Annotated in this window: 12 protein-coding genes; 5 read left to right on the top strand and 7 right to left on the bottom strand. The window is 69.3% G+C overall.

Annotation, left to right across the window (positions count from 1 at the left end; all coding sequences use genetic code 11):
• Position 1 precedes the first annotated feature (1 nt).
• Entirely contained in the window at positions 2-1483 is a 1482-nt protein-coding gene (gene guaB, locus ACIBI9_RS11630) for an IMP dehydrogenase (RefSeq protein WP_397221904.1), read from the bottom strand.
• A 725-nt stretch (positions 1484-2208) separates the two neighbouring features.
• Here guaB and ACIBI9_RS11625 point away from each other — a divergent pair.
• Both ACIBI9_RS11625 and ACIBI9_RS11620 read left to right on the top strand, forming a co-directional pair.
• On the top strand, positions 2209-3198 hold the full coding sequence (locus ACIBI9_RS11625) for a LuxR C-terminal-related transcriptional regulator (protein WP_397221903.1): 990 nt from the start codon (positions 2209-2211) through the stop codon (positions 3196-3198).
• A gap of 39 nt (positions 3199-3237) precedes the next feature.
• The gene (locus tag ACIBI9_RS11620; RefSeq protein WP_090930411.1) at positions 3238-3615 is read left to right on the top strand and encodes a DUF5319 domain-containing protein; all 378 of its coding nucleotides are present in this window, start codon (positions 3238-3240) and stop codon (positions 3613-3615) included.
• Between the two features lie 109 nt (positions 3616-3724).
• On the opposite strand, the gene ACIBI9_RS11615 is transcribed toward ACIBI9_RS11620, so the two are convergent.
• Entirely contained in the window at positions 3725-4360 is a 636-nt protein-coding gene (locus tag ACIBI9_RS11615) for a sigma-70 family RNA polymerase sigma factor (RefSeq protein ID WP_132334441.1), read from the bottom strand.
• Positions 4361-4902: 542 nt separating this feature from the next.
• A complete protein-coding gene (locus tag ACIBI9_RS11610; RefSeq protein WP_397221902.1) occupies positions 4903-5055 on the bottom strand; it encodes a hypothetical protein in 153 nt (50 codons plus the stop codon).
• 236 nt (positions 5056-5291) lie between these two features.
• On the opposite strand from ACIBI9_RS11610, the gene ACIBI9_RS11605 reads away from it, so the two are divergent.
• Positions 5292-5654, top strand: a complete 363-nt coding sequence (locus tag ACIBI9_RS11605) for a hypothetical protein (protein ID WP_397221901.1) — start codon at positions 5292-5294, stop codon at positions 5652-5654.
• A 71-nt stretch (positions 5655-5725) separates the two neighbouring features.
• On the opposite strand, the gene groL is transcribed toward ACIBI9_RS11605, so the two are convergent.
• Both groL and groES read right to left on the bottom strand, forming a co-directional pair.
• Positions 5726-7345, bottom strand: a complete 1620-nt coding sequence (gene groL / locus ACIBI9_RS11600) for a chaperonin GroEL (protein ID WP_397221900.1) — start codon at positions 7343-7345, stop codon at positions 5726-5728.
• A 73-nt stretch (positions 7346-7418) separates the two neighbouring features.
• Positions 7419-7733: a co-chaperone GroES gene (gene groES, locus ACIBI9_RS11595; protein ID WP_197093639.1), complete on the bottom strand. Its 315-nt coding sequence runs from the start codon at positions 7731-7733 to the stop codon at positions 7419-7421.
• A gap of 250 nt (positions 7734-7983) precedes the next feature.
• Between groES and ACIBI9_RS11590 the strand changes: the two genes are divergently transcribed.
• A complete protein-coding gene (locus ACIBI9_RS11590) occupies positions 7984-9171 on the top strand; it encodes a methyltransferase domain-containing protein (RefSeq protein WP_397221899.1) in 1188 nt (395 codons plus the stop codon).
• A 186-nt stretch (positions 9172-9357) separates the two neighbouring features.
• On the top strand, positions 9358-11214 hold the full coding sequence (locus ACIBI9_RS11585; protein WP_397221898.1) for a hypothetical protein: 1857 nt from the start codon (positions 9358-9360) through the stop codon (positions 11212-11214).
• Positions 11215-11250: 36 nt separating this feature from the next.
• Here the strand turns inward: ACIBI9_RS11585 and tsaD are convergent, their stop codons facing one another.
• On the bottom strand, positions 11251-12282 hold the full coding sequence (gene tsaD / locus ACIBI9_RS11580; protein ID WP_397221897.1) for a tRNA (adenosine(37)-N6)-threonylcarbamoyltransferase complex transferase subunit TsaD: 1032 nt from the start codon (positions 12280-12282) through the stop codon (positions 11251-11253).
• The gene (gene rimI, locus ACIBI9_RS11575) at positions 12275-12706 is read right to left on the bottom strand and encodes a ribosomal protein S18-alanine N-acetyltransferase (protein ID WP_397221896.1); all 432 of its coding nucleotides are present in this window, start codon (positions 12704-12706) and stop codon (positions 12275-12277) included. The genes tsaD and rimI overlap by 8 nt, the downstream gene beginning before the upstream one ends.
• Positions 12707-12708: the final 2 nt, after the last annotated feature.

Raw genomic sequence — 12708 nt, 5'->3', positions numbered from 1 at the left:
CTTACCTTCTGTGATAGTTCGGAGCTTCCACGGTCATCTGGATGTCGTGGGGGTGGCTCTCCTTGAGGCCCGCCGCCGTGATCGGCATGAGCTCGCAGTCGGTGTGCATCTGCGCGATCGTGCGGCAGCCGGCGTACCACATGCCCTGGCGCAGGCCCCCGATGAGCTGGTGCGCGACGGCCGCGACCGGGCCGCGGTAGGGCACCTGGCCCTCGATGCCCTCGGGGATGTACTTGTCGTCGCCGCCCACGTCGGCCTGGGCGTAGCGGTCCTTGCTGAAGGAGGTGCCGCCGCGCTCGCGGTTGCGCACCGCGCCGAGCGAGCCCATGCCCCGGTACGACTTGAACTGCTTGCCGTTGATGAAGATCAGCTCACCGGGCGACTCCTCGCAGCCGGCGAGCAGCGAGCCCAGCATGACCGTGTCGGCGCCGGCCGCGATGGCCTTGACGATGTCGCCGGAGTACTGCAGGCCGCCGTCGCCGATGACCGGCACACCCGCGGGCGCGCACGCCTTGGACGCCTCGTAGATGGCCGTGACCTGCGGCGCGCCGACCCCGGCCACCACCCGCGTCGTGCAGATCGAGCCGGGCCCGACGCCCACCTTGACCGCGTCCGCGCCCGCGTCGACCAGCATCTGCGCCCCGGCCCTGGTCGCGATGTTGCCCGCGACGACCTGGACCTTGCTGTTGGCCTTGATCTTGCCGACCATGTCGGCCAGGCCCTTGGAGTGACCGTGGGCCACGTCGATGACCACCACGTCGACGCCGGCCTCGATCAGCGCCTTGGCCCGCAGCTCGGCGTCGCCACCGACGCCGACGGCCGCCCCCACGATCAGCCGGCCGTCGGCGTCCTTGGTGGACAGCGGGTACTGCTCGCTCTTGGTGAAGTCTTTCACCGTGACCAGGCCGCGCAGCCTGCCGTCGGAGTCGACCAGCGGCAGCTTCTCGATCTTGTTCCGCCGGAGGAGGGCGAACGCCTCGTCACGCGACACCCCGACCGGGGCGGTGACGAGCGGCATCTTGGTCATGACCTCGCGCACGGCGCGCGACTGGTCGGTCTCGAAGCGCATGTCGCGGTTGGTCACGATGCCGAGCAGCGTGCCGTCCACGTCCGTCACGGGCACACCCGAGATCCGGTACGTCGCGCAGAGCTTCTCCACGTCGGCCAGCGTGTTGTCGGGGCTGCAGGTCACCGGGTTGGTGACCATGCCGGCCTCGGACCGCTTGACCAGGTCGACCTGCTGGGCCTGCTCCTCGACCGACAGGTTGCGGTGCAGGATGCCGATGCCGCCCTGGCGCGCCATGGCGACCGCCATGCGGGCCTCGGTAACGGTGTCCATGGCCGCGGAGACCAGCGGGATGGACAGGGTGATGCCACGGGACAACCGGGCCCTGGTGTCGGCCTCGCCTGGCTGCAGGTCTGAATAGCCGGGCACCAACAGCACGTCGTCGAAGGTCAAACCTGTCTCGGTGAACTTGGACATGCTGCGGCCCCCTCTTGCCGTTGCTCTGATTGAGCCAAGTCTAGGCCCTGCCTCCAAACTGCGCCGCAGCACCCACACCCGCCACGCCCACTGCCTTCTCCACCCCCGAACAGCCCTTCAGACGATCACCCCGACACCGCCCCCGCCACTCCCCTCGCACCGCACCACCGCCCTGGGGGTGCCATCGCCGCCCTTGCACCACACCACGACCTCCTGGGCCAGACCACCACCGCTCGGGGCGCCGGCGCACCTCACCCGGTGCCCAGCCCCTGGCCGCGCGGTCCGCCCTGCGCGCCCCGCACGACGCCCAGCCGCCCGCCTGAGCACACCACCCGCCCGACAACGGCGATGCCGGGAGCACGATGACCCCCACGGTCCGTCGTACTCCCGGCATCGAAAAGTGCCGAGGCACGGGACGGTCGGTGATCCGTCCCGTGCCTCGGCCACCGGCACCCGGGTCAAGGCGGCGCTTGGCGCCACCGAACCCCCCTCCGCGTCCTGATGGCCCGCCGTCGCCTCAGCCCTCGCAGGGTGCCGACGCTAGGTAAAGCCTGCGTTACTGAACGGAACAACGCAATGTGAAAACGTGCAATTGCACGAAGTTGCACACCGCGCTCCGACCAGTCATCGCAACGGGGGGACACGAGCGTAATGCGGGGTTATCCTCACGGCACGCCCGTGTCCCCCCAACGGAGCCGCCCATAATGCGCAACGAGCCCCGTACCATGCCTGATCCTTTCGAGACGCTGGGCCTCGACCCGACGCAGACCGCGCTGTACACCGCGGTGCTGCGCCTGCACCGCGCGACCCGCACCGATCTCGCGCAGGCCCTGGACGGTCCCGTCGAGAAGGTCGGCCGCCAGCTCGACGACCTCGTCAAGCTGGGCGTGATCGACGAGCAGTCGGGGGAATACCTGGCCAGACACCCGGCCGCGGCCCTCGGCCGGGTGATCGCCGACCGGCTCGACCGGCTGGCGGAGGAGAGCCGCAGGATCGACTCGGCGCTCGGCTCGATCCGGTCGCTGATCCGCGACTACGACGCCGGCCGCGACTACCAGAGCGGCACGTTCACGGTGGAGATGGTGAACGGGGCCGACGTTCTGTACGAGAGCGTGGTCGGCATAGCCGTGCAGTCTCCGCCGATGGAATTACTTACCGCGGTTCCCGACGAACGCACCATGATTGATTTTGCGCGCAAATTTGCGGAACTATGGATTGACGCGCAAGAACGAAAACTTCTCACGGTTCACGCGATCATCCCGGTTTCGACCCTGGTTCTGCCCGGCGTACGCGACCAGCTCACGCGGGTGCTGGAGACGGGCGGCAAGGTACGCACGCTGGACCGGGTGCCGAGCTGGTTCATGACCGCGGGGCCCGAGGTCGCGGGACTGCCCCCGTTCTGGGGCGGCAACCTGCCCGACCACGCGTACAACTTCTATCTGATCCGCACGCCGATCGTCGTGGGCATGCTCCGCACGCTGTTCAGGGAGCTGTGGGCCAGGGCCGTGCCCCTGCCGTGGGGCCGCAGGGGCGACGGCATGGTCCAGGTCCTCCGCCTGGCCGCCCAGGGCATGTGCGACGACTCCATAGCCCGCCAGCTGGGCGTATCGGTGCGAACGGTCCGGGCGAGGTTCGCGGACGCCATGTCCGAACTGGGCGCTCAGTCGCGTTTCCACGCGGGCGTGGAGGCCGCCAGGCGCGGATGGCTGAGGTAATGTCCACCGCTCGGGCCGCTTCGGTCATATGGTGGGAAGGTGCTGGAAGACGTCCCCCGCGACCCGTTCGCGGACGACCCGAACGACCCTTCCTCGGCGATGGGCGCCCTCGACGACGCCGAGCCACTCACCGCGGCCGAACGTGACGAGGCCATCACGGACCTCGCCGACGTCGAGGTCTTCCGCTCCCTGCTCGAACCGCAGGGGGTGCTGGGCCTCGTACTCGACTGCCCTGAATGCGGCGAGCAGCACTTCTTCGACTGGGAGCTGCTGCGCGGCAACCTACGACAAATGATCGAGAAAGGCCAGCCGCAGGTCCACGAGCCGGCCTTTCACCCGGACCCCGCCGACTACGTCAGCTGGGAGTACGCCAGAGGCTATGTCGACGGCGTCATCGACACGGAGGAACGCCGCTGACCGACATCATCGAGCAGCACGGCCAGCAACCGCACGGCTGGATCGCCTGAGTCAGGCCTCTCTCCGCGACCGAGCGCGTCGAGCAGCGCGTCGGTCTCCTCCTCTGGCGTCAAGCCGACTCCAGCTCGGCCATCTGCCGCAACCTGGCCAGCGCCCGATGCTGGGCGACACGAACCGCACCCGGTGACATACCGAGTACATTACCGGTCTCCTCAGCCGACAAGCCCGACACCACCCGCAACAGCAGCAACTCGCGCTGGTTCTCGGGCAACCTGGCCAGGAGCCTGCGCGCGTGTTCGACCTCGATGTAGCGGACCACGGTCTCCTCGGGCCCCGGCCCGTCGTCCGGCCCATCGGGCAGATCCTGAGTCGGTACGGCCGAGCGCACCGAACTCCGTAGCGCGTCGGCCACTTTGTGCGAGGCGATCCCGAACACGAAGGAGGCGAACGGCCGCCCCATGTCGCGGTATCGCGGCAGCGCGGACAGGACCGCGATGCACACCTCCTGGGCTACGTCATCGGCAATGTGATATTGCCCTGAAACCCTGCCCAGCCGGGCGCGGCAATACCGCACCACCATCGGACGCAACTCACCGAGCAGGGATTCGATCGCACTGCGATCTCCCTGTACGGCGAGGCTCGTCAGTTCCCTAAGGTCGGAGTCATCCGTCCGTGCCGGAAGTCTCGACGCGAGCCTTACCCCAATTTTGGCGTCGGCGACGCTTCCCTCGCTCACGATAGGCATGATGCCCGCACTGATCCGGCCTGTCGTCATGGCGAACGGCTACGGATTGGTCACATTGAAGCGACGATAACGGGCAGTAATCAAATGACCACACTAAGGCTTAACTAGTGACATAATGTTTCATCCCATAACCTGGAATGCACGACAATTGTCAGATCCCGGACGCTTATCACCCACTGCCGGTTTACTCCAATAATCCACCTTTTCCGCCCACTTCCCCCCAACCGCCCGGACAGCAAGTCATCACCCGGGGACGCGTTTCGCGCGATGGAGAGCTCGGGCAGCGCCCGGTGGGGGCCCACACCCTCAAGCGAGGACCTACCGGTCCCCGCACCCCTCGGACGCGACCCCGATCACCACACGGCCAAGGCGATCCCCCACTGACCGCGGGCGGTTTCGACACAGAGCCGCCATCACGACGAGCGCCACCGCTCGCACGGCCGACCGACAAGGCCCCTCGAGCCGTCTGGAGGCGTGGGACGCAAGCGCCACAAGGGCCCTGGCGGCGCCCAACACCAGCCTCCCCGCCCGTGGCGAAGGGATCAGGCAATGCGCGTCAGCGCCCGTTCCGCCGCGTCCACCGCCGCGATCGCCGGCGGCAGGTCATCGCGGACGCTGTCCTCGTCGATCCAGGTGCGGCTGGCCGGATACTCGCTTTCGTGCCGCGTAGTGCGGTAGCGAAGGACCGCTCCCATGGACGCCCCGAACTGCGCCCGCGCGGCATGCTGGGACCGCCAGGTGGCCGCCGGTCGCCGTCGCCCGGAGACCCTGGATCTGCAACTTGCGGACGGCATCGTGCAACGCCGTGTACGCCAGACATGGAATCTGCGGCGGCGTGGGGTCTCCGCGCTGGTCAGATGCCGCCGGGCGGTTGAAAGCATTCGTTCGCCGAGTTCGGCGTCCGCCACAACTTGTCGCCCGCAACGGCGCCGTGCCCGACGACCAGACCTCCGTCCACGGCCTGGCCCAGAGCGAGCAGTCGTTCGACGGCGGTTTCCAGGCCGACGGCGCGATCAGCGCTCCGCCCACCCATTCGGCCCTGCTGCGCCGGCGGAACCGGGCCCCCTACCCCCGGATCCTGCTCTCGGCGCCCGCCACCCCGAAGACGGACAACAACCCGGTGGGCATGAACGTGCGCTCGTCGTTCGACGAAGGCGCGACCTGGCGGAACTACGACAACTCCACCAACCGGATCGACGGCGACCACGCCGGATGTTCCGACATGGCGCTCCTCGGCAACGGCGCGATCGGAGTCCTGTACGAGCGCACTCGGCCCGCGCTGAACCTCCCGTAATCAACCGTCCCTGGAACGCCGAACGGCCCGCAACCCTTTCGGGTGCGGGCCGTGGCGAGAGAAGAGACGGGTCAGTGGCCGTGGCCGTGACCGTGGCCCGCGCCGGCGGCCGGGGCCTCCTCCTCGGGCTTGTCCACCACGAGCGCCTCGGTCGTGAGGAGCATGCCCGCGATCGACGCGGCGTTCTGGACGGCCGAACGCGTGACCTTGACCGGGTCGATGACGCCCTGCGCGATCAGGTCGCCGTACTCGCCGGTCGCGGCGTTGAGGCCGTGGCCGGCCTCCAGCTCGGCGACCTTGTGCGTCACCACGTAGCCCTCGAGACCGGCGTTCTCGGCGATCCAGCGGGCCGGCTCGACCAGGGCGCGGCGCACGACGCCGACACCCGTGGCCTCGTCGCCCGTCAGGCCGAGGTCGTCGAGAGTCTTGGAGACGTGGATCAGCGCGGAGCCACCGCCGGAGACGATGCCCTCCTCGATCGCGGCGCGCGTCGCGGAGATCGCGTCCTCGAGACGGTGCTTCTTCTCCTTCAGCTCCACCTCGGTGGCGGCGCCGACGCGCAGCACGCACACACCGCCGGCGAGCTTGGCCAGGCGCTCCTGCAGCTTCTCGCGGTCCCAGTCGGAGTCGGACTGCTCGATGGCGAGCCTGATCTCCTTGACGCGGTCCTCGATGGCCTGCGGGTCACCGGCGCCGTCGACGATGGTGGTGTTGTCCTTCGTCACGACGACGCGGCGGGCCGTGCCGAGCACCTCGAGACCGACGTGCTCCAGCTTGAGGCCGACCTCCTCGCTGACGACCTGGCCACCGGTGAGGATGGCGATGTCCTGCAGCATGGCCTTGCGGCGGTCGCCGAAGCCCGGGGCCTTGACGGCCACGGAGGTGAAGGTGCCGCGGATCTTGTTGGTGACCAGAACGGCCAGGGCCTCGCCCTCGACGTCCTCGGCGATCACGAGCAGCGGCTTCTTCGTCTGGGCGATCTTCTCCAGCAGCGGCAGGAAGTCCGCGATGGAGGCGATCTTGCCCTGGTTGATCAGGATGTAGGCGTCCTCGAGGACCGACTCCATCCGCTCGGGGTCGGTCACCATGTACTGCGACACGTAGCCCTTGTCGAACTGCATGCCCTCGGTGAACTCGAGCTCCATGCCCATGGCGTTGGACTCTTCGACGGTGAGGACACCGTCCTTGCCCACCTTGTCGAACGCCTCGGCGATCAGGTCGCCGATCTGCGCGTCCTGAGCGGAGATCGTGGCGACATTGGCGATCTCCTTCTTGTCGGCCACCTCGCGGGCGCTGTCGAGCAGCTTGTCGCTGATCGCCTTGGCGGCCTTGTCGATGCCGCGCTTGAGCGACAGCGGCGAGGCGCCGGCGGCCACGTTGCGCAGGCCCTCGCGGACCATGGCCTGGGCCAGCACGGTGGCGGTGGTGGTGCCGTCACCAGCGATGTCGTTGGTCTTGGTGGCAACTTCCTTGGCGAGCTGGGCGCCGAGGTTTTCGTAGCGCTCTTCCAGCTCGATCTCACGAGCGATGGTCACACCGTCGTTCGTGATCGTCGGCGCACCGAACTTCTTGTCGATGACGACGTTACGGCCACGCGGGCCGAGGGTTACCTTGACGGCGTCGGCGAGGGCGTTCACACCGCGCTCGAGCGCGCGGCGGGCGTCCTCGTCGAACTCCAGGATCTTCGCCATTACTTGAAAGTCCTCTCCTAGCGTCGAAAGCCCCGGCCGCCCTCAAGAGCGCCCGGGGCTCGACACATCCGGCTTACTTCTCGATGATCGCGAGAACGTCGCGGGCGGAGAGCACGAGGTACTCCTCGCCGCCGTACTTGACCTCAGTGCCGCCGTACTTGCTGTAGAGGACGATGTCGCCCTCAGAGACGTCGAGCGGAATCCGCTTGTCGCCGTCCTCATCCCAGTTGCCGGGACCCACCGCGAGGACCTTGCCCTCCTGCGGCTTCTCCTTGGCGGTGTCAGGGATGACCAGGCCGGAAGCGGTGGTCTGCTCGGCCTCAAGCGGCTGAACCACAATGCGGTCGCCGAGCGGCTTAACGGGAACCTTGGTGGCGGTCGTCACGATCGGACCTCCCCTTCAGATTTGAATGATCTAGAAGAGGCGACCAGCTGGGCCTGCCGTCGCGGGTGTCAGACCTGCCTCGTCGCACGTTGGCACTCTCAAGGGGAGAGTGCCAACAGGAAACATATGCAAGAGGGGCTTGACAGTCAACACGAACGCGTCTGCTGAGAGCGATCAGACCGAACCCGTCCCCCTATGGACACGGTACGCCCTTGGTCCGACCGGGTCGGACATGGCGCTAACGTCGGGTGATGTGGACCTTGACGCCTTCGACGAGCTGCTGACACCGCGCGGGCAGCGCGCGCTCGCGGAGGCCGTGGAGCTGGTGGGCACGGATCCGGTGGCCGCCGCCACAAAGCTACGCAAGACGTACGACGCCGCCCTGACCTCCGCGGCTCTCACCCAGGCGGGGCTGCGGGAGCGCGCCAGGGCCAAGTTCGGCGAGGACGCCGGGCGGATGTACTTCACGCCGCACGGCCTGGAGCAGTCCACGCGGACGGAGGTCGCCGAGCACCGCGCCCGCCGCCTGACCGGTCCACGGTCGGACGCGCCCCCGCACGGGCTGAGGGTCGTGGACGCCTGCTGCGGCATCGGCGGCGACTTCCTCGCGCTGGCCCGCGCCGGCTGCACCGTGGCCGCCGTGGACACCGACCCGCTGACCGTCGCCGTGGCCAGGGCCAACGCCGACGCGCTCGGGCTGGGCGACAGGGTCAGAGTGTCCGTGGGGGACGCGGCCGAGGTCCGGCCGGAGGAGTACGACGTGCTCTTCGCCGACCCGGCCAGGAGGACGAGCCGGGGCAGGACGTTCGACCCCATGGCCTACTCCCCGCCCTGGCCGGTGGTGCTCGACCTGCTCTCCAGAGCCTCCCGGGCGTGCGTCAAGGTCGCCCCGGGCATCCCGTACGAGTTCATCCCCGCAGGTGCCGAGGCCGAGTGGGTCTCGTACAAGGGCGAGGTCAAGGAGGCGGCTCTCTGGACCGGCCAGGAGGGAGCGCGCCGCCGCGCCACCCTGCTGCCCGGCGGCCACACCCTGACTCCCACCGGAGCCGAGGCCCCGGTCGGCCCGGCCGGCAGGTACGTCTACGAGCCGGACGGCGCGGCCATCCGGGCGCACCTCGTGGGAGAGGTGTCGGAAATCGTGAACGGACGCCTGCTCGACCCGATGATCGCCTACATCACCGGTGACGACCCGATCGACACCCCATGGGCGGCCAGATATGAAGTAGAGGACGTTCTCCCTTTTTCCGGGAAAAAGCTGCGCGCCGCACTCCGCGAACGACTAGTGGGAAATGTCACCATCAAGAAGCGTGGCTCCGCCGTCGACATCGAGCGCCTCCGCTCTGATCTCCGCCTGAATGGCGAAAAATCAGCAACTATCATCCTTACCCGGATCCTCGATAAGCCATCGGTCATCATCTGCGACACCTCTCCACCTGCCTGAACCGGTCATTCTGCCGTTAACCTCGATCTTTCACTTCGCCCCTGACGGACCTTGATCGAGAGGCTAAGGTGGGCGGACGGGAGTTCTCCCCTGATGCGGTTTCCCGCGTTCCCGCTCGTTCATCTGAAAATCGACCTATATACCACCGCTGCGCGGCAGACCGTCGGCGAGCCAAAGGAGCTTTCGGTGGACCATTCCAACCACACCACCCTTCTCCAGGCAGGAGGCCAGTCCGGCATCTCCGAGAGGATGCGGGACCTGCTGGCGCGCGCCTCGCAGGATCATGTGTACGAGCAGCGCACGCAGGGGGCCGTGCTGGACGAGATCCGCCAGCGACTCGAAGGCATGGAGTGGCTGCTGCGCGAGGTGCGCGAGCGCGAGCTCGGCGGCCTCAGCGGCACGCTGCAGGCGGTCAGCGGGCGGCTCGACGACATCACCGCCAAGCCGCCGATGTGGGCGGAGGGGCTGGCTCAGCACGTCGAGGCGGTTCGCGACCACGTGGACGCCGTCGGGGAGCGGATCGGAGACGTGGACGCCCGCGTCGCCCCGGTGGCCGACCTGCCCGGCCTGCGGGCCGACCTGGGCACCATGGGCGAGGGGGTGGACGAAGCGCTCACCCGCCTGCAGACGGTGCTCGAGACCACGGACGGCCTGACGAAGGGGATGTCCGACTTCGCCGCCAAGCTGGCCACGCTCAACACCAGCATGGAGGCCGCCGCGAGCCGTTTCACCAGGCTCGACAAGTCGATGGCCGACCTGAGCACCCGCACCGACCGGGTCGAGGTCGCGGTCGGCGACCTGTCGGAGCACCTCACCGCCCGGCTGAGCGCGCAGGACAAGCAGCTCGCCGTCCGGATGGACGAGACGGACCAGCGGCTGACCACACGCCTCGACGAGGCCGACCAACGCCTCACAGCCCGCCTCGACGACACCGACCAACGACTGACCGACCGGCTCGACGAGACCGACCAGCGACTGTCCGACCGGCTCGACCAGACCGGCCTGCGGCTGAGCGCCCGGATGGACGAGACCGACCAGCGCCTGGCCACCAGCCTCGTCGAGGCGGACGAGCGGCTGGCCAGCCGCCTCAAGGAGTCCGACGAGCAGCTCGGCAGCCGCCTGTCCGACGTGGAGCTGCGGCTCGCCACCAGGCTCGACGAGGCCGACCAGCACCTCGCCGTCCAGCTCGGCGAGAGCGAGCAGCGCCTGAGCGCCCGGCTCAGCGGCGTGGACGCCCGGCTCGACCGGGTCGAGGGCAGGCTCACGGGGCTCGACTCGAGGCTCACCGGGTTCGACAGCCGCCTGGAGTCCGCCGACGAGTGCCTGGCCGACATCGACACCAGGCTCGACGGCCTCGACGGCAGGATGGCCGGCGTCGACAAGCGGCTCCTGTCCGTGGACAACCACCTCGGCGGCGTCGACAAGCGCCTGGGCACCGTCGACGGGCACCTCGGGCGCCACGACGACAGGTTCGACGCGCTCGACGTACGCATCGACGCCCGCTTCGGCGCCCTCGACGAGCGCATGGTCGCCTCCGACCAGCGCCTCGGCGAGCTGTCCACGCGCAACGAGGGCCGCTTCAACAAGCTCGACACCCAGATCGACTCCATCGACGAGCGCCTGGTCGAGGCCGAGGAGCACCTGGGCAGCCGGTTCGACGGCATCGACACCCGCTTCAACGGGCTCGACACCCACCTCAACGGCCTGGCCACCCGCGCCGAGCAGGCCAGCGCCCACCTGGAGTCCGTCGACGACCGCATCGAGACCGTCAGCGAGCGCGTGGGCCGGCTCCCCGAGGCCCTGGCGGGCCAGAGCGAGCTGCTCCAGGCGCACGCCGGGGACCAGGCCGAGCGCCTGTCCGCCGCCGCGAACGCGCTCACCGAGCTCGTCACGGCGCGTCCCGACCGCGACCAGCTCACGGAGACGGTCACCGGCATCGTCCAGCCCGCGACCGACGACCTCACCAAGCGCCTGGGCGCCCTGGAGGAGACCATGCTGGCCCTGGCCGAGGCCCTCCTGCGCCCCACCAGGGCCAAGGACTGACCCTCGGGGGTCGTGCCGTCATCGACGGCACGGCCCTCACACGTGAACGGTCGTGATCGGCAGCGAGGAGTCGGCGGGGATCTCCAGCGTCGACGGCGTGATCCCGGCCGCGACCAGGTTGGAGCCCAGGGCGGCGACCATCGCGCCGTTGTCGGTGCAGAGGCCGGGGCGGGGCACCCGCAGCCGCACGCCGGCCGCGTCGCAGCGCTCCTGGGCCAGCGCGCGCAGCCGCGAGTTGGCCGCCACGCCGCCCCCGATCAGCAGGTCGTGCACGTCGTACTTCCGGCACGCCTGCAGCGCCTTGCGGGTCAGCACGTCGACCACGGCCTCCTGGAACGAGGCCGCCACGTCGGGCACGTGGATCGACTGCCCTGACGCCTCGCGGGCCTCGACCCAGCGCGCCACGGCCGTCTTGAGCCCGGAGAAGGAGAAGTCGAGCGTCCCGTCGTCGATCTTGCCGCGCGGGAACGTGATCGCCGCGCCCGAGCCGTCGCGCGCGGCCCGGTCGATGTGCGGGCCGCCGGGGAACGGCAGCCCCAGCACCCGCGCGACCTTGTCGAACGCCTCGCCGGCCGCGTCGTCGACCGTCGAGCCCAGCGAGATCACGTCTGAAGCCACGTCGGGCACGAGCAGCAGCGACGAGTGGCCGCCCGACACGAGCAGGGCGATGCACGGCTTGGGCAGCGGCCCGTGTTCGAGCTGGTCGACGGCCACGTGGGCGGCCAGGTGATTGACGCCGTAGAGGGGGACGCCGAGGCCCAGCGCGTACGACTTGGCGGCGGCCACGCCCACCAGCAGCGCCCCCGCCAGCCCCGGGCCGGCGGTGACGGCGACGGCGTCGATGTCGGAGAACTTCAGGCCGGCCTCGGCCAGCGCGGCCTCCACGGTGGGCGTCATGGCCTCCAGGTGGGCGCGCGAGGCCACCTCGGGCACCACGCCGCCGTAGCGGGCGTGCTCGTCCATGCTGGAGGCGATCGTGTTGGCCAGCAGGGTGTGGCCCCTGACGATGCCGATGCCGGTCTCGTCGCAGGAGGTCTCGATGCCCAGGACCAGTGGTTCGTCAGTCATCAAGATTCCTTCTCATCATGATCGCGTCGGTGCCGTCGTCGTAGTAGCGGCGGCGGGTGCCGATCTCCTCGAACCCGTAATGCCGGTAGACGGCCTGCGCGCGCGGGTTGTCGGCGCGTACTTCAAGGAAGATCTCCCGCGCTCCCCTGCGCCCCGCCTCGGCCAGCAGCTCGGTCAGCATGGCGCCGCCGACGCCGGTGCCCTGGTGCTTCTCCAGCACCGCGATGGTCTGCACGTCGGCCTGGTCGACCGCGGCGGCGAGCCCGGCGTAGCCGATGATCTCGTCGTCCACGAGCGCCACCACGTAGTGGCGCGAGCGCGGCATGTCGGCCAGCTCGCCGCGCATCATGCCCTCGCTCCACGCGTCGAGCGGGAACGTGGCCCGCTCGATCGACATGACCGCCGGCAGGTCGGCCTCGGTCATCG

Source organism: Nonomuraea sp. NPDC050451 (assembly GCF_044458585.1).
The sequence above is the reverse complement of the archived record's forward strand: the minus strand, read 5'-3'. Positions and strand labels throughout refer to the sequence as shown.